Source organism: Methylophilus flavus, from assembly GCF_042678905.1.
Lineage (GTDB): Bacteria > Pseudomonadota > Gammaproteobacteria > Burkholderiales > Methylophilaceae > Methylophilus > Methylophilus flavus.
Genome location: NZ_JBHTLN010000002.1, coordinates 258571 through 281750, shown reverse-complemented (window position 1 = coordinate 281750; position 23180 = coordinate 258571). Strand labels below are relative to the sequence as shown.

The following is a 23180-nucleotide window of genomic DNA, read 5'->3' as shown; positions in this document are numbered from 1 at the left end:
TTGAAAGTTTAAACGGCGTCTTTTAATGCCAGCGCCGCTTCATAAAGTTCGTTTTTCTTATGGCCGGTAATATCTGTTGCCAGCGCAACTGCTTGTTTCAAAGGCAGATCCTTCAACAGGCGTTTGAGGATACGCTGGGTTTCATCATCCAGCCCTTCCGCTTTTACTTCCGGCGCCGGGTGGATCAACAGCACGAATTCGCCGCGCTGCTGATTACTGTCTGCTTGCAACCAGTCTACAGCCTCTGTCAAACTGCTGATATGTATGGTTTCAAAGGTCTTGGTTAGTTCGCGTGCAATGGTTAGCAAACGCTCTCCGCCGAATACTGTTTGCAGGTCTTGCACGCATTCGATAATACGGTGCGGTGCTTCATATAAGATCAATGTGGAAGGATAGGCTTTTATCAGCTCAAGCCGCTTACGCCGCTGCGAGCCACTGGCGGGCAAAAACCCTTCAAAGCAGAAACCTGTTTGCACAATGCCTGAGGCGGACAAGGCCGTGATCAATGCACTGGCACCGGGGATAGGCACGACTTTCAAGCCCGCTTCCAGCACTGCATGCACGACTACCGCACCAGGGTCACTGACTGCCGGTGTGCCAGCATCTGTCACCAACGCGATGGATTCACCGGCCTGCAATCGTTTAAGCAGGGCTTCGGCTGAATGCTGTTCGTTATGCTCATGCACGGCGATCAAGGGTTTGCTGATGCCAAAATGCCGCAACAAACCCACGCTGTGCCGGGTATCTTCGGCCGCAATCGCATCCACCTGCTTCAGGGTTTCCAGCGCGCGCAGGGTGATATCCCCCAAATTGCCGATCGGTGTCGCCACCACATATAATGTACCCGGTTCACTCATACCGCCATTTTAAGGCATAGAGAACGTTTCGCTAAGCGATATAGAAACAGACGCTATAGAATCATGGACTAAAGAGACGCATACCTTCAATGAGACGCATACCTTCAATCACAAGAGCCAGGCAAAGATGAAGCTTAACCTCAACAACAAAGGCATTGCGGCTGAAGCTGCGGCGGCCAGGTTTCTCAAAGAACAAGGCCTGATCTTGGTGGAACAAAATTATAGCTGCCGCTTTGGCGAAATCGATTTGATCATGCGCGACCAGCAGTCGCTGGTTTTTGTAGAGGTCAGGCTGCGCAGCAACCTGAAATTCACCAGTGCCGCTGACAGCATCCATCCGCACAAACAGCAAAAACTCATACGCGCTGCCCAGCATTACTTGCAAAATCTAAATTCCAGCAGCCCATGCCGCTTTGATGTAGTGCTATTTGATAATGCCAGTTACGCGTTACCCAACTGGATTCGTAATGCAATCGACACATAAAAAGCGTAGAATTTTATTTATTACCTGCTGTCACACTACACATCTTCACGATTTGTCTCGTGAACCTAAGCTTTTATCTTAGATCAAGGACCCTCATGAATCAAAAAATTCACGCCAAAAAAATCTCCGTCATTGCCATGTTATTGATCAGCACACAGTTAAGCGGCTGTTTCCCAGCCATTGTCGGTGGTGCAGCAGCGGGTGGCGCCATGGCCGCAGATCGTCGTTCTTCAGGCATTTATGTCGAAGATGAGAATATCGAACTTAAAACCTTGAAACGCATTTCGCAATACATGGATAAGTCTTCGCACATTAACGTGACCAGTTATAACCGCATTGTGCTGTTAACTGGTGAAGTGCCTAACGCTGGCCAGCAAACGCAAGCCGAAACGCTGACACGCGAGATTCCTAATGTCCGTGACATCCATAACGCTATCACTGTCGGCTTCACATCCTCTATTAGCGACCGCAGTAATGACGCTTATATCACCACCAAGGTGAAAGCGCGCTTCCTCAGTGAAAACCTGTTCCCTGCCAACGTCGTAAAAGTCGTGACTGAAGCAAGCGTGGTTTACCTGATGGGTATCGTGTCTGAAAAAGAAGCCAATGATGCGGTGGAAATTGCCAGAACCACTGAAGGCGTAAGCAAAGTGGTTAAAGTCTTTGAATACAACAAATAAATTTTTAATAGCAGCGCTTTAAGGAAACTGAATGGAAGACCAGGAAATTATCATTCAAGGCATTACGCTTGCCGGAAAACCCTTTCGCCCCAGCGACTGGGTGGACCGCATGTGTAGTACGTACGCCAGTTTTGGTACCGATAAAAAATTGCGCTACTCGCCTTATTTAAAACCCAAGCTGGTGAATAATGTGCGTAGCCTGTCTGTGGATATGAAGTTGAAACAGGTCAACCCGGAAGGCTTTGAACAATTGATTCAGTTTGCCAAAGAAAATCAGTTGAGTATTATCAATCCGGCTGGTGAAGCAGTAACTATCGAGTCCTAGCCTCCTTGGCCTAAGGCAATGGCGCGGCGTCTTTCAGCAACTGCTCTAACCAGAGTTTGCTGACAGCGCCGCGTTTCAGTTTATACAGCCGACCATCCGGATGATATATATAAGTAGTAGGCAACACTTCTGGTTGCGGCAATGCTTTCTTTTGTGCGTCACCTAAAATAACCGGATATGAGATCAGCATATCTTCAGCAAAATCCCTGACCGATTTTTCACTTCTGTACTGCACGGCAACGCCCAGCACCACCACATTCTGATGCCTGTGTTCATCGTAGAATGCCACCAGCTCCGGCATCTCTTCCAGACAGGGTGAGCACCACGGCGCCCAGTAATTGACCACCAGCCACTTGCCTTTATATTGAGACAACTGATGGGTTTTACCTGCCGTGTCCTGCATGACCCAACTCGCGGATAGCTCTGCCAGCAGGCTATTCACCCAAAGCAATGCCAGCATACCTATGATCCATTGCTTGTAAATGTTATGTTTCATTAAATACCATCAGTCGATATTAACTGTCTGCTCTTGAAAACCACACTATTAATCCCATCATAGTATATGTACAGAAAAAGACTTGATTCTGCTGGAAATGTGTTGCTATACTTACCGCAAACACATTTAGTAATTTCATTTTCAGCAAATTACTAATTCAAACAATTTAAGCCAAACAATTTTTAGTACCAATTATCAGAATTATTCTGTTTAATTCCACTCTATCTATTCTCCACCCATTCTTACGAGGCAATAATGAGCGACAACATTACCCATTTAAGCGATGCCAGCTTTGAACAGGAAGTTTTACAATCAACGGTTCCCGTACTGGTTGATTACTGGGCAGAGTGGTGTGGCCCTTGTAAAATGATTGCGCCTATTCTGGATGATATCAGCAAAGAATATGCTGGCCGCCTGAAAGTTGCCAAACTGAACATCGATGATAACCAGAATACGCCGCCTAAATACGGCATTCGTGGCATTCCTACCTTAATGCTGTTCAAAAACGGTAATGTAGAAGCCACCAAAGTAGGCGCACTATCCAAGTCTCAACTCAGCGCGTTTATCGACAGCAATATTTAAAACACTCTACCCGGTTTCAATAGCCTCGAAACCGGGTTTTTCTCTTCCACTCTCCGGCGTCTCTCAATCTAGCGAGTCACTCATGCACTTATCCGACCTCAAACATCTCCCTGTTACCGAACTGGTAGAGATGGCCACCAGTAACGAAATCGAAAATGCTAGCCGCATGCGCAAGCAGGACCTGATTTTTGCCATTCTGAAAAACAAAGCAAAAAAAGGCGACAGCATTTTTGGAGATGGGACGCTAGAAGTATTGCCTGACGGCTTTGGTTTCCTGCGTTCACCAGACACCTCTTATCTGGCCGGGCCGGATGACATTTATGTCTCGCCTTCGCAAATCCGCCGTTTCAACCTGCACACCGGCGACAGCATCCAGGGTGAGATCCGCACCCCAAAAGATGGTGAACGTTATTTTGCATTAGTTAAAGTAGACAGCGTGAACGGCGAAGCGCCTGAGAATACCAAACACAAGATCCTGTTCGAGAACCTGACGCCATTGTTCCCGACCGTACCGCTCACGCTGGAGCGCGAGATCCGCGGTGAGGAAAACATCACCAGCCGCATGATCGATATGATTGCGCCTATCGGCAGAGGCCAGCGCGCTTTGCTGGTCGCCAGCCCCAAGAGTGGTAAAACCGTGATGCTGCAAAATGTGGCACACGCGATTACCGCCAACCACCCTGACTGTGTACTGATCGTATTGCTGATTGACGAGCGTCCGGAAGAAGTGACCGAAATGACCCGCTCGGTACGCGGCGAAGTGGTTGCATCTACCTTTGATGAACCAGCCACACGTCACGTGCAAGTGGCCGAAATGGTGCTGGAAAAAGCCAAACGCCTGGTTGAACACAAAAAAGATGTGGTGATTCTGCTGGATTCCATTACACGGCTGGCACGTGCTTATAATACGGTGATTCCTTCTTCAGGCAAGGTACTGACCGGCGGTGTGGATGCAAACGCTTTGCAAAAACCGAAACGTTTCTTTGGTGCAGCCCGTAACGTCGAAGAAGGTGGCTCACTGACGATTATCGCGACCGCGCTGGTTGATACCGGTTCGCGTATGGATGATGTGATTTACGAAGAATTTAAAGGTACCGGCAACATGGAAATCCATCTGGATAGACGTATGGCCGAAAAACGTATCTACCCTGCCATCAACGTCAACAAATCCGGTACCCGCCGTGAAGAATTGCTGCTGGATAAAGATGTACTGCAAAAAATCTGGGTGCTGCGTAAATTGCTTTACCCTATGGATGACCTCGAGGCGATGGAATTCCTGCTGGACAAAATCAAGGCCACTAAAACCAACAACGATTTTTTTGACAGCATGCGTCGCGGTTAACCCGCCTGCGCGTAAAAATTATTTCCCTGCATCTATTGCTAAATAGAATGAATTGGGTGATAATCGCGCGCTTACCGCAACTGCTTAAAGATTAGAGAGAAAGCATGAAAGCCGACATTCACCCAACATACCCTGAAATTAACGTCACATGTAGCTGTGGCAATAAATTCAAAACCCGTTCTACCAGCAGTAAAGACCTGAACATCGAAGTATGTTCACAGTGCCACCCGTTCTACACTGGCAAACAGAAGATCGTGGACACCGCTGGTCGCGTCGAGAAATTCCGCCAGAAATACGGCATGTAATTGGGTGGAATGTATATCAAAAAGGCAGCATGGCTGCCTTTTTTGTTTTCAACGCATGCTGGCTAGTCTTGATGTTTACGTTAAGATACCAGCATACATGTCTTACACGAGCACACCGCTGACACATGCAGTTTTTTATTGATCACGACTGGCAGGAAAACATGGCCACCCCGCGCGCAAAAGTGGGGGAACGCGCCAAAACACATCTGCTGATTCTTTTGTGTGCCATCTGGTTGTGTGTCGGCCTGATCGGTCACTCGCCCTGGAAGCCATTTGAGTCACAATCTGCCAGCATTATCCAGAGCCTGATCGACCATCCATTCCTGTCCGCGCAAAGCTGGACCGATGGCCACTGGATCGCGCCAGTCTCCGCCGGACATCCCGCGCTAGAAACGCCGCCCCTGTTTTACTGGGTAGCCACCGGATTTTCGCAAGCCCTCTCGCCTTTGTTACCCATTCATGATGCCGCACGATTAAGCGTTGGCGTATGGATGCTGATTACCCTATTGATGATGGGATTGAGCGGCCGCGAATTGTGGAACCTGGGTGCCGGACGCCAGACCAATTTCATCTTTATTGGCTGCCTGGGCCTGGTTGTCAGCGCGCATACCATCATGCCGGAAGTAGCCGCACTCAGCGGCATCAGCATGGCTTTTTATGCATTGACCATGGTGATGCGCAAGCCCGTACGCGCCATGTGGCTGCTCTCTGGCGGATTACTGATTGCGTTTTTATCGGCCGGCCTGTTACCGGCGACCATGATTATTGGCACCACCATAGGCGTCATGTTTCTACCTGTGATCTGCCAGCATGAAGCAGCCAAACGCGCTCTATTGTCTGGCCTTGCACTGGCGTTACCTGGTATTTTACTCTGGTGCTGGTTATGCCAGCAGTGGGCACCCGGCTTATGGGCGGGCTGGTGGCCTACACAGGTGACTATTCAGATGCCGAGCAAGCACTTATATTTTTTACGCACCCTGGCCTGGTATGCCTGGCCCTCATTACCGCTCGCCATGTGGGGCATCTGGCGCTTCAGGCATGCAGTGCTGCACACCTATCGCTTTCAGCTCAGCCTGATATTCTTCATTTTTGCATTTCTGCTAATAGGATTTTTTAGTGACCGCAGCGAAGTCAATGCGTTACCCCTACTGATCCCGCTTACTGCACTGGCAGCTGGCAGCATAGAGACACTCAAACGCGGCGCAGCTGGCGCATTAAACTGGTTTGGCCTGATTCTTTTCGGCCTGTTGATTGCCATCGCCTGGCTGGGATGGTGGGCGATGTTAACGGGTAACCCGGCTAAACTTTACCAGCGCCTGGCTTATTTATCCGGTCTGCAAACCATACATTTGAGTGTGTTGTACGGGACTATTGCCTTGGCCGTCACCCTGATCTGGTTGTCAGGTGTGATACGTTCCAAACACTCCAACCGCTCCAGCGCCACCAACTGGGCGATAGGCATGACCTGCGCCTGGACAGTGTTCATGAGCCTGTGGTTACCGATGATAGAAGCCGCGCGTACTTATCAGCCGATTTTCGAAGATTTGCGCAATCACTTGCCTGCGCACTACCGCTGCATCAGCAGCCATAATATTGGCTCTTCACAATCGGATTTGCTGCATTACCATGCGGGAATTCGCCTGACGGCAGATGTTTCAGGTTGCGATTTGTTATTGATTGAGGACCAGCCTGGTAAACGCCATGCATCCCCAGGTGCAGAATGGTCGCTTATCTGGGAAGGCGAACAAAGCCGCCAGAGCAAAGAGTCTTACAGGTTGCTTCAGCGCCGTTAACTGAATAACGTCAGTACAGAAACACTCAAGCCTGCATATGTTGTTGAATTGCAGCAAGCACCCTGGGATTCAACCCTGCGCCCTGCTGCTGTTGCACATGCGCTACCAGCGATTTGATCATCACCGAATTCCAGAATTTCTTCAGATGCCCGGCAATCTCCTGCTTGGCATCTTCAACGTCCGGATTCGCCTCAAAGAAATCACCAATCTGATTGGCCATTCTGATTAATTTATCTACTTCCATTCCGCGCTCTTTTCAACTGTAAATAACTGACGCTCAAGCTTTATTTCATCCAGGTAACAGCATCCTGTTTTCCTAGGTCTGACTACTGATTATGGTTAATGATTGTTCAACCTGCCTCTACCAGTGACCCGTGGTAAACCACACACTGCGCAGGCCTGGCAAACCCGACCAGTAAAAAATCGTATTCTTTTGCCAGGTTTACAGCCAGGGCCGTAGGTGCAGAAATGGCAACCAGTGCACGGCCACCCGTCATGGCCACCTTTTGCACCATTTCATAACTGGCCCGGCTGGTGGTGAGCACCCAATGCTTTTGCCATAATGCATTAAAATCAGGTGATTGCCGCAACAATGACCCTATCAGCTTATCCAGGGCATTATGCCTGCCTACATCCTCACGCACTTTCAACACCTGCCCCTGGTCATTTGCAATTGCACACGCATGGGTAGCGCCTGTAATCTGCTGTAGCGGTTGAAGTGATTTAAGCTGTACCATGGCGGCATCAATGACTTGCAATGATAAGGAAGGCATGGATGCTTTTGAATGCTCTGGCGTTTTAAATACCTGCGCCAGGCTTTCCGCACCGCATAAGCCACAGCCGGTACGCCCGGTCAGATTACGCCGTTGCTCCTTGAGCGCGGCAAACTGTGCCGTGGCTAATTCGATATGCAACTCAATCCCGCGCAGCTGGCCATCCTGTTGATGAATAGCTTTGGCATCTATGCCATAAATCTGAGCCCGCTCGCTGATAATGCCTTCTGTGTATGAAAAGCCATAGGCAAAATCTTCCAGGTCAGCCGGGGTAGCCAGCATCACCACATGCGAGATACCGTTATAGACCAATGCAATCGGCACTTCCTGCGCGAGAGTATCGACGACACCAGTGGCGGCCTTTTCACCTCGGCAGCGCGTAACTGCAAATTGGCGTCCGGTTTCGCTGGCTGCTACGGGCTGCCAGTCACTGCTTACATCCGCAGTGATCGCACAATCGTTAACTCCAGCCGCCAGTGATGCCATCAGGAAACAACCGTTTGCGGATCCATCCCCGACAATTCGATTTGCGTATCGCTGAAGGTACGGTAGTCTTTCTGCCACTCAGATAACTGGTTCACCTTGGTGACCTGCACCGCTGTGACTTTATATTCCGGGCAGTTGGTCGCCCAGTCAGAGTTGTCAGTGGTGATCACATTGGCGCCGGATTCAGGATGGTGGAAAGTGGTATACACCACGCCAGGCTGTACGCGCTCAGTGATCTTGGCGCGTAAAACGGTCTGGCCTGCACGGCTGGTCACGCCTACCCAGTCACCTTCCAGAATGCCACGGTCTTCAGCATCATGCGGATGGATTTCAATCTTGTCTTCCGGATGCCAGACCACGTTGTCGGTACGGCGTGTCTGCGCACCGACGTTGTATTGCGACAAAATACGCCCGGTTGTCAGGATCAACGGGAACTTGCCATTGACGCGTTCAGTGGTCGGCACATATTGCGTGATAAAGAATTTGCCTTTGCCGCGCACGAACTCTTCCACATGCATGGTCGGGGTGCCTTCAGGTGCTTCATCATTACATGGCCACTGGATACTGCCTAGCTCATCCAGTTTTTTGAAACTTACGCCTTTAAAAGTAGGAGTCAGCGCTGCAATTTCATCCATGATGTCGCTGGCATGGCTGTAATGCATGGGGTAACCCAGCGCTTCCGAAAATCTGGCAGTGATCTCCCAGTCTTCCAGGCCAGCTTCGTGTTTGCCATCATCCCTGAGGCCATTTTTTGGCGTCATCACCTTACGTACCGGTGAAATGCGCCGTTCGGCATTGGTGAAAGTACCGTTTTTTTCCAGGAAAGAAGCGCCTGGGAAAAATACATGGGCAAATTTGGCAGTTTCGTTCAGGAACAAGTCCTGCACGATCACGCACTCCATATTTTCAAGTGCATGTGTCACATGCTGGGTATCAGGATCGGATTGCGCAATGTCTTCCCCAACGCAATAGACTGCTTTAAAACTACCCTCAGCTGCCAGGTCCAGCATATTCGGGATACGCAAACCAGGGTCCGCGCTCAAGGTCACACCCCACGCGGCTTCAAACAATGCGCGGGTGTCGTTATCCGACACATGGCGATAACCTGGAAATTCGTGTGGCATGGAACCCATGTCACATGAGCCTTGTACATTATTCTGTCCACGCAACGGGTTGACGCCTACACCTTCGCGGCCGATGTTGCCAGTCGCCATCGCCAGGTTGGCAATACCCATCACGGTGGTGGAACCCTGACTATGCTCGGTTACGCCCAGACCATAATAAATCGCGGCATTGCCACCAGTCGCAAACAGGCGCGCGGCTTCGCGTACTTTTTGAGGATCCAGGCCCAAATCTTTTGCCAGCGCTTCTGGTGAATTTTCCTGCTTGGCTACAAAGTCACGCCAGGCAACGAAAGAATCCCACTCGCAACGTTCTTTGACAAAATCTTCTTTGACCAGGCCTTCGGTGACCACCACATGTGCCAACGCACTGATCAATGCCACATTGCTGCCTGGGCGCAGATTGAGGTGATAATCTGCACGGATATGCGGTGAATTTTCTACCAGGTCAATCGCACGTGGATCTGCGACGATAAGTTTAGCGCCTTCACGCAGGCGGCGCTTCATTAATGAGCCAAACACCGGGTGACCATCTGTCGGGTTAGCCCCCATCACGAAAATCACATCGGATTTCATGACGGAATCAAAGGTCTGGGTACCGGCAGACTCACCCAGTGTTTGTTTCAGGCCATAGCCGGTCGGACTGTGGCAGACACGTGCACAGGTATCTACGTTATTACTGCCGAATACGGCGCGTATCAGCTTCTGAGTGACGTAGACTTCTTCGTTGGTACAACGGCTGGAAGTAATACCACCGACGGCATCTTTACCATATTGAGCCTGGATACGTTGAATTTCACTGGCGGCATAGTTAATCGCCTCATCCCAGCTCACTTTTTGCCATGGATCATGAATACTCTTGCGTATCATAGGCGTTGTGATACGGTCAGCATGGGTGGCATAGCCCCAGGCAAAACGGCCTTTAACGCAACTATGTCCGTGGTTGGCGCCACCTTCTTTAGTCGGCGTCATGCGTACCACTTCTTCGCCCTTCATTTCAGCATCAAAGCTGCAACCTACGCCGCAATAAGCGCAGGTGGTGGTCACGCTATGTTCTGGCGTACCTGCAGCGATCACAGTTTTTTCCATCAGGGTAGCGGTTGGGCAAGCCTGTACACAGGCACCACAGGACACACATTCTGAATCGAGGAAATCCTGGTTACCGGCAGAAACCTTGCTGTCAAAGCCACGGCCCTGAATGGTCAAGGCAAAGGTACCTTGTGTTTCTTCACAGGCACGTACACAGCGGGAACAGACGATGCATTTTGATGCATCAAACGTAAAGTAAGGGTTGGATTCGTCTTTAGCCTGACCAAGGTGATTCTCACCTTCATAGCCATAGCGCACCTCACGCAGACCTACTGCACCTGCCATATCCTGCAATTCGCAATCACCGTTGGCGGCACAGGTCAAACAATCCAGCGGATGGTCGGAAATATATAATTCCATCACACCACGGCGCACATCGGCCAGTTTTGGTGTTTGTGTTTTGACTTTAATGCCCGAAGCGACAGGCGTCGTGCACGAAGCCGGATAGCCACGGCGCCCTTCAATTTCCACCAGGCACAGTCGGCAGGAGCCAAAAGCTTCCAGCGAATCGGTCGCACACAATTTAGGCACGGTTACGCCACCCAATTGTGCTGCATGCATAATCGAAGTACCTTCAGGCACAGTCACGTCGACGCCATCGATATTCAGCGTCACCATGACATCGCTGTCAGATTTTGGTGTGCCGTAATCTTTGTTAGCGTCGTACTTCAATACTGAAGGTTGGGAAGGGGTATATTTGATGTCATCCATAATGTCACCTTTACTGCCTAGGCAGCAGCTTCTTTATTACTCAGACCAAAATCTTCGGGAAAATGATTCAGCGCACTTAATACCGGGTAAGGCGTCATGCCACCCAGTGCGCATAAAGAACCATTCAGCATGGTGTCCGACAAATCCCGCAGCAACTGCACATTCTGCGGATGGTTTTTACCGGCCACAATTTTATCCATCACCTCAACGCCACGAGTAGAACCAATCCGGCACGGCGTACATTTACCACAGCTTTCAACGGCGCAGAATTCAAACGCGTAACGTGCCATTTTGGCCATATCCGCCGTTTCATCGAATGCTACGATGCCGCCATGACCAAGTACCGCCCAGATTTTGCCAAACTCCTCATAATCCAGCGGTGTATCAAACTGGCTTTCCGGCAGGTAAGCACCTAAAGGGCCTCCAACCTGCACCGCACGGATAGGTTTACCGGAGGCCGAGCCACCACCATAGTTATACAACAGCTCGCGCAAAGTGGCGCCAAATGCCAGTTCAACCAATCCGGTTTTCTTCAGGTTACCCGCTAGCTGGATAGGTAGCGTGCCGCGTGACCTGCCCATGCCGTAATCAGCATAATACTGCGCACCTTTATCGAGGATGATCGGCACAGTTGCCAGCGAAATCACATTATTTACGATGGTTGGTTTGCCAAACAGGCCTTCAATCGCAGGCAATGGGGGTTTGAAACGCACCAGGCCACGTTTGCCTTCCAGGCTCTCCAGCAGAGAAGTCTCTTCACCACAGACATAAGCCCCTGCGGCACGGCGTACTTCCAGATAAAAGGTTTTGCCGGAGCCTTGGATATTTTCACCCAGGTAGCCAGCTACATTTGCCCGGCGGATGGCTTCATTCAGGGTTTTGAGTGCGTGCGGATATTCGCTGCGTAAATAGATATAGCCCTGGGTAGCGCCGACAGCGACTCCGGCAATCGTCATCCCTTCAATCAGGACAAACGGATCATCTTCCATGATCATGCGGTCAGAATAAGTGCCGGAATCGCCTTCATCGGCATTGCACACCACATACTTCTGCTCTGCCGGCGCATTCAGCACCGTATTCCATTTGATACCGGTCGGGAAAGCTGCACCACCGCGGCCACGCAAACCGGAATCCGTCACCGCTTTCACAATATCAGCTCCGCTCAATGCCAGTGCATTTTTCAGGCCTTTGTAGCCATCATGGGCCAGATAATCTTCCAGCGATACCGGATCGGTGATCCCTACGCGGGCAAATGTCAGGCGCTGCTGTTTTTTCAACCAGGCAAGCTCTTCGGTTAACCCGAGATACAAAGGATGGGATTTGGCGGAGTCAGACAGGGCGTTGATAAAATCTGCATCAAACAGGCTGGCAACGTCTTTAGGTTGCACTGGTCCAAAAGCGACGCGACCTTCGGCAAGCTCGACTTCCACCAATGGCTCCAGCCAGAACAGTCCGCGTGAACCGTTACGGATCAGCTGTATATCAATACGTCTTGCTTGCGCTTCTGCCACAATGGCTTTGGCAGTGCGCTCGGCGCCTAGCGACAAGGCGGTCGAGTCAATTGGCACATATAACTTAACCATGACAAACCTCGGCAATCAGCTCAGAAACCTTTTCGCTATTCATACGCCCATAAACTTCATCATTCAGCATCACCGCCGGTGAACAGCCGCAGTTGCCAAGACAATATACGGGTAACAATGTGATCCGGCCGTCTTGTGTTGTTTGATGGTAGTCCACACCCAGGCTGGATTTAAGATCGGCCTCAAGTTTTTCAGAACCCATTGCCTGGCAGGATTCGGCGCGGCAAATCTGTAATACGTGCTTGCCTATCGGGTGAGTGCGGAAGTGATGATAAAAACTGACTACGCCATGCACCTCGGCAACCGAGAGTGCCAGGGCGCTGGAAATATCAGGATAAACGTCTTCTGGCACATAGCCAATATCATCCTGAATCGCATGTAAAAGCGGCATTAAACCGCCTGGTACAAGACGATGTGCTTGAATATGCGCTTGAATGCGCGTTTGCTGCTCATGGCTCAGTGTCTGGTTCAAACCAACCTCGCATTTACAATTCAGTTACATTCTATCACCATCGAATAATAACCTCTATTTATGCCTTGTTAAAGCAGGAAAAGGGCATAATATATTGATTACTTTAAGATTCATGAGTTTCATGACCCCTTTGGAAAATTTTCCTACCGAGTTGATCGACCAGTTTGGCCGTCGGGTGGACTATATTCGCCTGTCGATTACAGACCGTTGCGACTTCCGCTGCCAGTACTGCATGGCTGAAGAAATGACCTTTCTGCCACGCGATGAAGTGCTGACGCTGGAAGAGTGCGCACGGCTGGTTAAATTATTTGTGCGCATGGGAGTGAGTAAAGTGCGCATCACAGGCGGCGAACCGCTGGTGCGCAAAAATGCCATGTGGCTATTTGAAGAGATCGGTCACCTGCCTGGCCTGCAAGAATGTCTGCTCACCACCAATGGCAGCCAGCTCGACCGGTTCAGCCTGCCACTAAAAGTAGCCGGGGTTAACCGTATCAACATCTCACTTGATAGCCTGGATGAAGCACGTTTCCGCAAAATTACCCGGGTGGGGGATTTGGCAAAAGTGCTATCTGGCCTCGAGCATGCCATTCAGGCCGGGTTTGATAATATCAAGCTGAATACCGTGCTGATGCGTGGCATCAATGACGATGAAGCGTTCGACCTGGTTAACTTTGCCATCAGGAAAAATATAGACATCAGCTTCATTGAAGAAATGCCTTTGGGAGAAGTGAATCACACCCGGGAAAGCAGCTGTGTCAGTAATACAGAAACACTAGAAAAATTAAAAAGTAAGTTCTCACTCACACCGAGCACTCACAAAACCGGCGGCCCTGCACGCTACTGGCAAGTCAATGGACAAAAAACCAGAATCGGATTTATCTCGCCACATAGCCATAATTTTTGTGAAAGCTGCAACCGCGTCCGTATCACTTGCAAAGGCGAACTCTTTTTATGCCTGGGGCAAGAACACAATATAGACCTGATGCCGATTTTGCGTGCGCACCCTACGGATGATAAGCCACTGGTAGAAGCGATTCTGCATGGCATGCGCATCAAGCCAAAAGGCCACGATTTTGATTTACAGCGTGCCGCACCAGCCGTAATCCGCTTTATGTCACACACAGGTGGTTGATGGATATTACCGCAGTGATTCTAGCCGGTGGCCGCGGCATGCGCATGGGTGGCGTTGATAAGGGATTAGTCGATTACCAGGGCAAGGCGATGGTGGCGCATGTGCTGGAACGCATCCAGCCGCAAGTGGCTCAGGTCATTGTTAATGCCAATCGTAATATCGATCTTTATCAGCAATACGGCGTCACGGTTGTCACAGATGCCACTAACCAGTTTGATGGCCCCCTGGCAGGACTCCAGGCAGGATTAGCGCATGCCGAGACAGAGTGGATACTCACGGCGCCATGCGACTCGCCACTATTACCGCTGGATTTAGCCGAACGACTGTCGCAGGCCATTCAGGAATCAAACACTTTAGTCGCCATTGCCCGTAGCGCCAGCGGTGACCATCCCGTTTTTTGCCTGCTTCATCGCTCCTTAAGTGCTGACCTGAATACATATTTGAATGATGGCCAGCGGCGGGTCAGCGCCTGGCAAGCGAGACATTCTCCCGTGTTTGTTGATTTTAAAGATGAGCAAGCATTTACTAACATCAATCATCCTCAGTAACGATGTTATGTTTTAAATTAACTTCCCTGGTTGAGCACATAAGCGTCTGCCGCTGAAAATTGGTGACAGCCCCTTTTAGTATGTAAAAATAATGTTTTTCGCGATTGGTGAATATTTGTCATGTCTCCACAACCTTCTGATTTAGACCTTTCTGCTTTAGTTTCAAATGCTTCCTGCGTGGACGATTATGACCCGAATGCCATGTCGGTAACCCAGGCACGTCATTACATTCAACAGTTTTTAAGTCCGGTGAGTGAGACCGAAACGGTAGCGATTAAAGCCAGCCTGGGGCGCGTATTAGCTGTTCCGGTGACTTCTGGCCTGAATGTACCGGGCAATGACAACTCAGCCATGGATGGCTTTGCCTTCAGACATGCCGAAGCGAGCAATGCGCTTAAAGTCATAGGCACTGCCTTTGCGGGTGCCCCCTTCAACGCCGAGATTCCTACAGGCTGCTGCATCAAAATCATGACCGGTGCTGTGGTTCCGCCTACGGTGGATACAGTGATTATGCAGGAACACACATCCACGCAAGGCGAGTGGGTGACCCTGACAAAATTACCGGCGCCGGGTGCCAATATCCGCCTGACCGGTGAAGATATCGCTGCTGGCCAAGCGGTGCTGGCGAGGGGTCATCGTATTGAACCGGCGGATATGGGCCTGCTTGCTTCTTTGGGCGTTGCCGAGATTGAGGTTTACCGTCGTTTGAAAGTAGCCTTCTTCAGCACCGGTGATGAGTTGGTCAGCGTGGGTCAGCCTTTGCAGCAAGGGCAGATTTACGACAGCAACCGTTATAGTTTATGGGGAGTGTTGCAAGCCGCGGGGGTTGAAATAAATGATCTTGGCAATGTGGCTGATGACCCTGCAGCATTAGAAAAAACATTACTAAAAGCGGCGGCTGAACATGATGTCGTGATCACCACGGGTGGCGTCTCGGTGGGCGAGGCAGACTTTATGAAACAACTGTTAGCCAAGCATGGACAGGTGCTATTCTGGAAAATCAATATGAAGCCCGGCCGCCCGCTGGCCTACGGCAAAATTGGCGGTGCCCATTATTTTGGCCTGCCTGGCAACCCGGTTTCTGCCATGGTGACTTTTTACCAGTTTGTACAGGATGCGCTCAAGCACCTGATGGGCACCGCCGACTTGACATCGCCTGCTTTCAAGGTTGAATGCGTAAATGCTATTAAAAAGGCTACTGGCCGTACCGAGTTCCAGCGCGGCATACTATTTAAAGACGGGGAAGACTGGAAAGTCAAAACCACCGGTGAACAAGGCTCAGGCATTTTAAGCAGCATGAGCCGGGCCAATTGCTTTATTGTGCTGAGTGAAAAAACCGGCGCACTGGCTGCGGGTGCGATAGTAGAAGTACAACCTTTCCAGGGCGCCTGCTAGATAAACAAACCTTTTGCCTCTGGCAAGAATGCTAAAAAATAGCTTATAGTGTCGGGTCGTGATGGGGGTTTAAGGTTAGGATTTAGGCGTGCAAGCCGTACTGAAAGAATCAAAACAATTCAAACATGCATTGGAGTGGTGCCTGATTGGCTCGCTGTTGATACATGCATCGATTGTGCTGTTCACTCCAAAACCTACCTATGAAAAACCGCCTGTCATAAAACAGGAAATCCAGATTGAACTGGTGAAAGAGACGCCGCCTGCGCCCGCTTTGCCAGCTGCAGAACCTCAGCCTACACCACCAACGCCTGAGCCACCCAAGCCACAGCCGGTCAAACCGCCACCTAAGCCGGTAGAGCCTAAGCCAACTGAACAAAAACCAGTGCCGCAAAAAGCATCACCAGTGGTAGAACCACCATCAGAGCCCACGCGCGCAGTCGCAGAAGCACCCGCCCCGGCGGTGATTACGGCAAAACCTACCGCGAGTGAAAGTAAATCTGAAGTGGTGGTGCCGCCCCCGGCCCAGCCTGCACCGCCAGCTGAGCCACCCAAAGCCACCGGCCCGAGTGAGGGCGATATTGAAGCTGCGCGCAATGCGTTTAGAAATGCAGCGCACCGGGAACTGAAGAAAAACCAGCGCTATCCCAGAATCGCTCAGGATAGAGGCATTGAAGGCGATGTGAGGTTGAAGATCAACATTGATGACCACGGCGACATCACAGGCATTGAAGTGGTGGAGTCCAGTGGTAATAAGGCAATCGATGACGCAGCCTTGGCCGCAGCGCAGAAGTCGCAGTTAAAACCTCACTTCAACGAGATCCTGCGCGGTAAAATCAATAATATTATCGTCACGGTCAGCTTCAAGCTGTCCAGCTAAGCCCGCGGCCCATGGCATTTCCCAAAGAAAAATTTAAAACGGCTTTCACACAGCGGGCTTATGGCAAATCGCTCAAGCATTTACTGCTGTTTCATGACCTGTATTTTATTGCTTTGATTATCTTGGCGGTTGCCAGCGGTGGCTACGGCATTTACCTGTGGGATAAGGCTTCCAAGCAATCGCAGCGTATCAATATGGTGATCCAAGAAATTTACCTGGTCAGAGGCGATCTATACCGCCAGGTAAAAGAATTGTTCGATGCTTTTTTCCTGCAGGAAGAAAATGCACTGAATGAATACAATCACTACACCACGTCCATCCTCGTGCATTTGCAGCGCTTACAAAGCATCGCCATTGATGAAGAAGAGCGCACCGCACTCAGCGAGATAGAAAGTAAATACCGCAAGCTGGTGAATGAAGCGCCTACCTTGTTTTACCGCTACCAGAACAACCCCAACAAACAGGCGCAAAAATCTATTTACCAGGATATCGAGACTGGTATTTTCACGCACTACGAAGAAGTCTCCAAACGCGCCGAACACCTGCTGATGATCAAGCAAAGCGAGATCAAGAACCGGCTGGATGATGCCAGAAGCAGCTCCATTGCCGTGCTATCCCTGCCCCTTCTGCTAGCCTTTGTGCTGATTCTTTACTCACGCCGCATTTTAAAACGCTCTATCGTTAAACCCATTAATGACATCATGGTTGCCACCAATGCCATCAGTACCGGCAACTTGAGCCATCAAGTGCCTGAAGCTGGCGCTGAAGAACTGGCAGTGTTATCAAAAGAAATTAACAAAATGGCGGAAGACCTCGCTTTAAGCCGGGACGCGCTGGTGAAAAGCGAGAAACAGGCTGCGCTGGGCCTGCTGGTGCCTATGCTGGCGCACAATATACGGAATCCGCTGGCCAGCATACGCGCCACCGCCCAGGTGATCGATGCTCCGGATAAAGACACCCAGGAATCTGTGCATGGCATCATCCACACGGTGGATAGACTGGAAAGGTGGACCGGTAGCCTACTCTCCTATCTGCACCCGATCAAACCGATGCTGAACCAGTTGATGCTTTCTTCGATTGTACAGGGTGCCATCATTACCTTGCAGCCCAAGCTGACTGAGAAAAACATCAGAGTGATTGAAGACAGTGCCAATATCAAGCGCCTGATCCTGACCGATGAGCACCTGCTGGAACAAATGCTCTACAACTTACTGCTGAATGCCTCAGAAGCTTCTCCCAAAGGCACAGATATCCATATCCAGTGTTCGCTGCTGGATAATATATTGACCCTGGTGATTATTGACCAGGGGCCGGGCATGCCATTCAAACCTGACCCGCATGCCATTACACCGGGCCCGACCACCAAACGCTTCGGTACCGGCCTGGGCATTCCTTTCGCATTCAAAGTCTGCGATGAGCTGGGCGGGGCGATGGAATTTGAAAGTCAGGCTGGCAACGGCACCCGTATTACCATTTCCCTGCCGCAGTAAGGCAGGCCAAATGCCTACATGCCTGATGGAGGCGGCATAATGGGTAGTCCGGAAATTTTTCTTTTTCTGCTTGCTTAATTTTGGTTTTTTATCAACAATGTGATTAAGCTTTTGCCACCAATATTATGTTGAATTCACCTGCTCCCGCATTATCCCTGCCGACAACTTCCGGCCTTCAATTCAAAGTCAGTGACTATTTGGGAAAATTCGTTGTTTTGTATTTTTACCCCAAAGATGCCACCCCTGGCTGTACTACCCAAGGCGTTCAATTTCGAGATCTGCATGCCGAATTCACTGACGCTAATGCAGTCATTTTTGGCATTTCGCGCGACAGCCTCAAATCGCATGAAAATTTCAAAGCCAAGTACACCTTTCCATTTGAATTGATCTCGGACGCGGATGAAATGGCCTGCCAGGCATTCAATGTGATTAAAATGAAAAACATGTACGGAAAACAGGTACGTGGTATTGAGCGCAGTACGTTTTTGATAGACCCAACAGGCACCATTGTCCGCGAGTGGCGTGGTGTCAAGGTCGATGGCCACGCCGCTGAAGTGCTGGCCAGCATCCAATCTTTCCACTCATAAAGTGATTTTCTATGGCACGTGCTCCGCAAACTAAGTTGTTCGTTCTGGATACAAATGTACTGATGCACGATCCTTCATCGTTGTTCAGGTTTGAAGAACATGATGTGTATTTGCCGATGGTGACCCTGGAAGAGTTGGACAATGGCAAAAAAGGGCTGACTGAAGTTGCCCGCAATGCCCGCCAGGCTAGCCGCTTCCTTGAAGAAATCATGGGTGGGGCAGACACCAGCAATCTGGAGGCTGGCTGTCAACTGGCAATCAAGGGTAATCGCCACCTGTCCGGCAAACTTTTTTTCCAGACCGAACATGTGCCTACAGACCTGCCAGGACTGGCGGGTAGCAAGGCAGATAACCAGATTATCAGTGTTGTCCTGGCACTCAAAAAACAATCCCCGGACCGTAATGTCATTCTGGTCAGCAAGGATATCAATATCCGCATCAAGGCACGCGCCATGGGTGTGCCTTCCGAAGACTATTTCAATGACAAGGTGCTTGAAGACAGCGAGTTACTGTATACAGGCTTGCGCGAGCTACCGGAAGACTTCTGGGAAGCGCATAGCAAGGATATGCACTCCTGGCAGGAAGCAGGCCGCATGTTTTACAAGATCAACGGCCCGATTGTGAAATCTCTGCTGATCAATGAGTTTGTGTTCTACGAGTACAACAAGCCATTTCACGCGATTGTGCGCAAACTTGAAGATAACTCTGCGGTGCTTGAAGTTGTACATGACCACGCCAACCCGAAACATAATGTCTGGGGCATTACTGCACGTAACCGCGAACAGAACTTCGCCCTGAACCTGTTAATGGACCCTGAAATCGATTTCGTGACCCTGCTGGGCCAGGCCGGTACAGGTAAAACCTTGCTGACCCTGGCTGCAGCCCTCACACAGACGCTGGATAAAAAACGTTATTCTGAAATCATCATGACCCGTGTCACCGTGCCGGTAGGTGAAGATATCGGCTTTTTACCGGGCACTGAAGAGGAGAAAATGGCGCCGTGGATGGGTGCGCTCGAAGATAACCTGGATGTACTGAACAAAACCGATGAAGATGTCGGTGAATGGGGCCGTGCCGCGACACAAGACCTGATTCGCACACGGATCAAGATTAAGTCACTGAACTTTATGCGCGGACGCACATTCCTAAATAAATTCCTGATTATTGACGAAGCGCAGAACCTGACGCCAAAACAAATGAAAACCCTGATCACCCGCGCAGGTCCAGGCACCAAAGTGGTTTGTCTCGGCAATATTGCCCAAATTGATACACCCTACCTGACCGAGGGCAGTTCTGGCCTTACCTATGTGGTTGACCGTTTCAAGAACTGGCAGCATAACGGCCACATTACCTTGATTCGCGGCGAACGCTCGCGCCTGGCGGATTTTGCGGCAGAGGTGCTGTAGACGCAGGTCTGCCCCATGTTATGGTCAAAGGCTTTTATACACTACTGATTGCCCAGTTTTTATCGGCAATCGCCGATAATGCACTGCTGTTTGCGGCAATCGCTCTGCTCGCGCAACTCAACGCTCCGACTTGGCACGAGCCTTTGTTGCGCGAGTTTTTTGTGATTTCTTATATCGTGCTGGCGCCGTTTGTCGGTCCATTTGCGGATGCCCTGCCTAAAGGCCGCGTCATGTTTTTGAGCAATGGCCTGAAGTTTATCGGCTGCTTACTGGCGCTTGCTGGCGTCCCGCCCTTATATGCCTATGCTGTCGTCGGCATAGGTGCCGCTGCTTACTCGCCGGCGAAATACGGCATCCTCACCGAAATGCTGCCTTCGCATCTGCTGATTAAAGCCAATGCCTGGATGGAAGGTACAACGGTAACCGCGATTATTCTGGGACCTGTATTTGGCTCTACCATCGCGGCGGCAACCAGCCCTTACGTTGGCATTGCGTTTATCACCCTGCTTTATCTACTGGCCGCAGCATTTAATTACTTCATCCCTAAAGTCCCTATCGACCACAAGGTTGAGCAAAAAACATTGAGGTTTTTGCTGAAAGACTTCTGGCACGCATTTGTTACGTTGTGGAAAGATCCACAGGGGCAAGTGTCATTAGCGGTGACTACATTGTTCTGGGGCGCAGGTGCCACCTTACAGTTTGTGGTACTGAAGTGGGCGGATGTTAAGCTGGGCTTTACCCAGCAGGAAGCCACTTACCTGATCGCTATCCTGGCCGTAGGCATCGCTGCAGGCTCAGTGATTGCCTCGCGCTATGTGCAGCTGGAAAATGCAGTCAAAGTGCTGCCAGCCGGTATCTATATGGGTATCCTGGTCATCAGCATGGTGTTGATCACCAATCCTATAGTCGCGGCGGTTTTATTGTTTGTCATTGGCGTGTTGTCGGGCTATTTCCTGGTGCCGCTTAATTCGCTGCTACAACACCGTGGTCATCATTTGCTAGGTGCCGGACACTCGATTGCCGTACAGAATTTTAACGAGAATATCGGCATATTATTGCTACTGGGTGCGTATACCTGGATGGTGGGTGCGCAGTTCGAGATCAATACTATCGTGGCGATCTTTGGCGTGTTTATTATCGTCAGCATGTCACTGATTACATTCGTCTACCGCAAACATATTCAGCGCTAAACATTTTTATTGAACAGTATTCAGAATAAATAAAAGGGCGCTTGAAGCGCCCTTTTATTTTGTGATGCTTTTGCAGTCTATCTGCAAAAACCACCCTATCAAAATCAGTGCAATTTCACATGCGGTTCGGTACGTCTGGAAATCAGACGGCCTATGCTATGAATAATCACCGCCAGCACACCATGCAAAGCCATCAAGTGCATTTTATACAAGCTGCGGTACATCACTCTGGCAAACAACCCTTGAATATACATGCTGCCGCCCGCCACTGCGCCCATCAGGCTGCCAACCGTGGAGTATTTGCCCAGGTTAACCAGTGAGCCATAATCGCGGTAATGAAACTCCGGCAGCGTTTCTTTACCGGCAACGCGCGCCTTCACTGTTTTAACCAGTAATGATGCTTCCTGGTGTGCAGCCTGTGCACGTGGCGGCACCGTGGTGTCATGCCCCAGCCATGGGCAGGCGGCACAATCGCCAAAAGCAAAAATATGCTCATCCCGCGTCGTTTGCAGATGCTGGTTCACTACGAGCTGATTGATTCTATTGGTTTCCAGGCCGTCGATATCCTTCAGGAAATCCGGCGCCTTGATACCTGCCGCCCATACCACCAGTTCCGCAGGAATAAAGCGTCCACTGTGCGTGGTAATGCCTTTGGGCGAAACTTCGGTCACACGCTCACCGGTAAATACATTGACGCGCAGTTTACGCAACTCAACATCCACCGCATAAGAAAGCTTGTTTGGTAATGCAGGCAAAATACGATCACTGGCTTCAATCAGTGAAATCTTCACATCACGGTCAGCGTCAATCTTGTCCAGCCCATATGCCGTTAATTCACGCGTGGTGTTGTGCAATTCAGCTGCCAGTTCCACACCTGTTGCACCGGCGCCAACAATGGCCACTTCCAGCTGACCGGGTTTCAATGGCTCAGGCTGTGTTTGCGCACGCAACAATGCGTTATGCAAATAACGATGGAATCTTTGTGCCTGGGAATGCGTGTCCAGTGCTAGTGAATATTCGCGAGCACCTTTAATACCAAAGTCGTTGGTTGTACTGCCCACTGCAATAATCAGCGTGTCGTATTTAAAGGTGCGGCGCGCAATCACTTCATTGCCATCTTCATCCATAAATGGCGCCAGGCTCACCTCTCGTGTGGCACGGTTCAAGCCATCCATACGTCCCAGGCGGAATTTGAAATGATGCCAGTGTGCCTGCGCCAGGTAATCCAGCTCATGGCGGTCCGGGTCCATACTTCCGGCAGCGATCTCATGCAATAACGGCTTCCATACATGTGTCCTGGTGCTATCGATCAGCGTGATGAGAGCCTTCTTCTTTTTGCCAAGGGAATCTCCCAGCTTCGTCGCCAATTCCAGGCCACCTGCGCCACCACCTACGATGATGACATGGTGTAAATTATTTTCATCCGTCACACTTATATCCTTCAATAAAAAAGCGC

Annotated in this window: 23 protein-coding genes; 15 read left to right on the top strand and 8 right to left on the bottom strand. The window is 50.3% G+C overall.

The window, feature by feature from the left end:
- Positions 1-8: 8 nt before the first annotated feature.
- The gene (rsmI, locus tag ACFQ2T_RS11345) at positions 9-857 is read right to left on the bottom strand and encodes a 16S rRNA (cytidine(1402)-2'-O)-methyltransferase (RefSeq protein ID WP_379034488.1); all 849 of its coding nucleotides are present in this window, start codon (positions 855-857) and stop codon (positions 9-11) included.
- Between the two features lie 127 nt (positions 858-984).
- Between rsmI and ACFQ2T_RS11340 the strand changes: the two genes are divergently transcribed.
- From ACFQ2T_RS11340 to ACFQ2T_RS11330, 3 genes are all read left to right on the top strand, one after another.
- Positions 985-1341 (top strand): YraN family protein, encoded by a 357-nt coding sequence (locus ACFQ2T_RS11340; RefSeq protein WP_379034486.1) that lies wholly within the window; start codon positions 985-987, stop codon positions 1339-1341.
- Between the two features lie 95 nt (positions 1342-1436).
- Complete coding sequence (locus ACFQ2T_RS11335) at positions 1437-2021, top strand: BON domain-containing protein (RefSeq protein WP_379034484.1); 585 nt, start codon at positions 1437-1439, stop codon at positions 2019-2021.
- Between the two features lie 31 nt (positions 2022-2052).
- The gene (locus tag ACFQ2T_RS11330; RefSeq protein WP_379034482.1) at positions 2053-2346 is read left to right on the top strand and encodes a DUF3579 domain-containing protein; all 294 of its coding nucleotides are present in this window, start codon (positions 2053-2055) and stop codon (positions 2344-2346) included.
- A 10-nt stretch (positions 2347-2356) separates the two neighbouring features.
- Here the strand turns inward: ACFQ2T_RS11330 and ACFQ2T_RS11325 are convergent, their stop codons facing one another.
- Positions 2357-2842, bottom strand: a complete 486-nt coding sequence (locus ACFQ2T_RS11325; RefSeq protein ID WP_379034480.1) for a TlpA disulfide reductase family protein — start codon at positions 2840-2842, stop codon at positions 2357-2359.
- A 255-nt stretch (positions 2843-3097) separates the two neighbouring features.
- Between ACFQ2T_RS11325 and trxA the strand changes: the two genes are divergently transcribed.
- The 4 genes from trxA (at position 3098) to ACFQ2T_RS11305 (ending at position 6864) form a co-directional block, all read left to right on the top strand.
- Positions 3098-3424 (top strand): thioredoxin TrxA, encoded by a 327-nt coding sequence (gene trxA / locus ACFQ2T_RS11320; protein ID WP_019883507.1) that lies wholly within the window; start codon positions 3098-3100, stop codon positions 3422-3424.
- 82 nt (positions 3425-3506) lie between these two features.
- Positions 3507-4766: a transcription termination factor Rho gene (rho, locus tag ACFQ2T_RS11315; RefSeq protein WP_379034478.1), complete on the top strand. Its 1260-nt coding sequence runs from the start codon at positions 3507-3509 to the stop codon at positions 4764-4766.
- 104 nt (positions 4767-4870) lie between these two features.
- On the top strand, positions 4871-5071 hold the full coding sequence (gene rpmE, locus ACFQ2T_RS11310) for a 50S ribosomal protein L31 (RefSeq protein ID WP_379034476.1): 201 nt from the start codon (positions 4871-4873) through the stop codon (positions 5069-5071).
- A 125-nt stretch (positions 5072-5196) separates the two neighbouring features.
- Positions 5197-6864 carry an ArnT family glycosyltransferase gene (locus ACFQ2T_RS11305; RefSeq protein ID WP_379034474.1) on the top strand — a complete coding sequence of 556 codons (1668 nt, stop codon included), beginning with the start codon at positions 5197-5199 and terminating at the stop codon, positions 6862-6864.
- A 25-nt stretch (positions 6865-6889) separates the two neighbouring features.
- Here ACFQ2T_RS11305 and ACFQ2T_RS11300 read toward each other — a convergent pair whose 3' ends face one another.
- The 5 genes from ACFQ2T_RS11300 to ACFQ2T_RS11280 all read right to left on the bottom strand — a co-directional run bounded on the left by ACFQ2T_RS11300 (position 6890) and on the right by ACFQ2T_RS11280 (position 13087).
- A complete protein-coding gene (locus ACFQ2T_RS11300) occupies positions 6890-7108 on the bottom strand; it encodes a formate dehydrogenase subunit delta (protein ID WP_379034472.1) in 219 nt (72 codons plus the stop codon).
- Positions 7109-7214: 106 nt separating this feature from the next.
- Positions 7215-8123, bottom strand: coding sequence for a formate dehydrogenase accessory sulfurtransferase FdhD (gene fdhD / locus ACFQ2T_RS11295; RefSeq protein WP_379034470.1), 909 nt, complete (start codon positions 8121-8123; stop codon positions 7215-7217).
- The gene (fdhF, locus tag ACFQ2T_RS11290) at positions 8123-11044 is read right to left on the bottom strand and encodes a formate dehydrogenase subunit alpha (RefSeq protein ID WP_379034468.1); all 2922 of its coding nucleotides are present in this window, start codon (positions 11042-11044) and stop codon (positions 8123-8125) included. The genes fdhD and fdhF overlap by 1 nt, the downstream gene beginning before the upstream one ends.
- 17 nt (positions 11045-11061) lie before the next feature.
- A complete protein-coding gene (locus tag ACFQ2T_RS11285) occupies positions 11062-12627 on the bottom strand; it encodes a formate dehydrogenase beta subunit (RefSeq protein ID WP_379034466.1) in 1566 nt (521 codons plus the stop codon).
- Entirely contained in the window at positions 12620-13087 is a 468-nt protein-coding gene (locus ACFQ2T_RS11280; RefSeq protein WP_379035161.1) for a formate dehydrogenase subunit gamma, read from the bottom strand. Before ACFQ2T_RS11280 ends, ACFQ2T_RS11285 begins: the two co-directional genes overlap by 8 nt.
- Before the next feature lie 133 nt (positions 13088-13220).
- Between ACFQ2T_RS11280 and moaA the strand changes: the two genes are divergently transcribed.
- The 8 genes from moaA (at position 13221) to lplT (ending at position 21724) form a co-directional block, all read left to right on the top strand.
- Positions 13221-14231, top strand: coding sequence for a GTP 3',8-cyclase MoaA (moaA, locus tag ACFQ2T_RS11275; RefSeq protein WP_379034464.1), 1011 nt, complete (start codon positions 13221-13223; stop codon positions 14229-14231).
- A complete protein-coding gene (mobA, locus tag ACFQ2T_RS11270; protein WP_379034462.1) occupies positions 14231-14779 on the top strand; it encodes a molybdenum cofactor guanylyltransferase MobA in 549 nt (182 codons plus the stop codon). Before moaA ends, mobA begins: the two co-directional genes overlap by 1 nt.
- 120 nt (positions 14780-14899) lie before the next feature.
- Positions 14900-16174, top strand: coding sequence for a molybdopterin molybdotransferase MoeA (gene moeA, locus ACFQ2T_RS11265; RefSeq protein WP_379034460.1), 1275 nt, complete (start codon positions 14900-14902; stop codon positions 16172-16174).
- A gap of 88 nt (positions 16175-16262) precedes the next feature.
- Entirely contained in the window at positions 16263-17051 is a 789-nt protein-coding gene (locus tag ACFQ2T_RS11260) for an energy transducer TonB (RefSeq protein WP_379034458.1), read from the top strand.
- A gap of 11 nt (positions 17052-17062) precedes the next feature.
- Positions 17063-18541: a sensor histidine kinase gene (locus tag ACFQ2T_RS11255; RefSeq protein ID WP_379034456.1), complete on the top strand. Its 1479-nt coding sequence runs from the start codon at positions 17063-17065 to the stop codon at positions 18539-18541.
- Positions 18542-18666: 125 nt separating this feature from the next.
- Complete coding sequence (locus ACFQ2T_RS11250; RefSeq protein WP_379034454.1) at positions 18667-19128, top strand: peroxiredoxin; 462 nt, start codon at positions 18667-18669, stop codon at positions 19126-19128.
- 11 nt (positions 19129-19139) lie between these two features.
- Entirely contained in the window at positions 19140-20534 is a 1395-nt protein-coding gene (locus ACFQ2T_RS11245) for a PhoH family protein (protein WP_379034452.1), read from the top strand.
- Positions 20535-20554: 20 nt separating this feature from the next.
- Positions 20555-21724, top strand: a complete 1170-nt coding sequence (gene lplT, locus ACFQ2T_RS11240) for a lysophospholipid transporter LplT (protein WP_379034450.1) — start codon at positions 20555-20557, stop codon at positions 21722-21724.
- Positions 21725-21828: 104 nt separating this feature from the next.
- Here lplT and ACFQ2T_RS11235 read toward each other — a convergent pair whose 3' ends face one another.
- Positions 21829-23154, bottom strand: coding sequence for an NAD(P)/FAD-dependent oxidoreductase (locus tag ACFQ2T_RS11235; RefSeq protein WP_379034448.1), 1326 nt, complete (start codon positions 23152-23154; stop codon positions 21829-21831).
- Positions 23155-23180: the final 26 nt, after the last annotated feature.

Excerpts from the sequence above, each read along its gene's own strand:
- rsmI (WP_379034488.1), bottom strand. The coding sequence starts at position 857 with ATGAGTGAACCGGGTACATTATATGTGGTGGCGACACCGATCGGCAAT.
- ACFQ2T_RS11340 (WP_379034486.1), top strand. The coding sequence starts at position 985 with ATGAAGCTTAACCTCAACAACAAAGGCATTGCGGCTGAAGCTGCGGCG.
- ACFQ2T_RS11335 (WP_379034484.1), top strand. The coding sequence starts at position 1,437 with ATGAATCAAAAAATTCACGCCAAAAAAATCTCCGTCATTGCCATGTTA.
- ACFQ2T_RS11330 (WP_379034482.1), top strand. The coding sequence starts at position 2,053 with ATGGAAGACCAGGAAATTATCATTCAAGGCATTACGCTTGCCGGAAAA.
- ACFQ2T_RS11325 (WP_379034480.1), bottom strand. The coding sequence starts at position 2,842 with ATGAAACATAACATTTACAAGCAATGGATCATAGGTATGCTGGCATTG.
- trxA (WP_019883507.1), top strand. The coding sequence starts at position 3,098 with ATGAGCGACAACATTACCCATTTAAGCGATGCCAGCTTTGAACAGGAA.
- rho (WP_379034478.1), top strand. The coding sequence starts at position 3,507 with ATGCACTTATCCGACCTCAAACATCTCCCTGTTACCGAACTGGTAGAG.
- rpmE (WP_379034476.1), top strand. The coding sequence starts at position 4,871 with ATGAAAGCCGACATTCACCCAACATACCCTGAAATTAACGTCACATGT.
- ACFQ2T_RS11305 (WP_379034474.1), top strand. The coding sequence starts at position 5,197 with ATGCAGTTTTTTATTGATCACGACTGGCAGGAAAACATGGCCACCCCG.
- ACFQ2T_RS11300 (WP_379034472.1), bottom strand. The coding sequence starts at position 7,108 with ATGGAAGTAGATAAATTAATCAGAATGGCCAATCAGATTGGTGATTTC.
- fdhD (WP_379034470.1), bottom strand. The coding sequence starts at position 8,123 with ATGGCATCACTGGCGGCTGGAGTTAACGATTGTGCGATCACTGCGGAT.
- fdhF (WP_379034468.1), bottom strand. The coding sequence starts at position 11,044 with ATGGATGACATCAAATATACCCCTTCCCAACCTTCAGTATTGAAGTAC.
- ACFQ2T_RS11285 (WP_379034466.1), bottom strand. The coding sequence starts at position 12,627 with ATGGTTAAGTTATATGTGCCAATTGACTCGACCGCCTTGTCGCTAGGC.
- moaA (WP_379034464.1), top strand. The coding sequence starts at position 13,221 with ATGACCCCTTTGGAAAATTTTCCTACCGAGTTGATCGACCAGTTTGGC.
- mobA (WP_379034462.1), top strand. The coding sequence starts at position 14,231 with ATGGATATTACCGCAGTGATTCTAGCCGGTGGCCGCGGCATGCGCATG.
- moeA (WP_379034460.1), top strand. The coding sequence starts at position 14,900 with ATGTCTCCACAACCTTCTGATTTAGACCTTTCTGCTTTAGTTTCAAAT.
- ACFQ2T_RS11255 (WP_379034456.1), top strand. The coding sequence starts at position 17,063 with ATGGCATTTCCCAAAGAAAAATTTAAAACGGCTTTCACACAGCGGGCT.
- ACFQ2T_RS11250 (WP_379034454.1), top strand. The coding sequence starts at position 18,667 with ATGTTGAATTCACCTGCTCCCGCATTATCCCTGCCGACAACTTCCGGC.
- ACFQ2T_RS11245 (WP_379034452.1), top strand. The coding sequence starts at position 19,140 with ATGGCACGTGCTCCGCAAACTAAGTTGTTCGTTCTGGATACAAATGTA.
- lplT (WP_379034450.1), top strand. The coding sequence starts at position 20,555 with ATGGTCAAAGGCTTTTATACACTACTGATTGCCCAGTTTTTATCGGCA.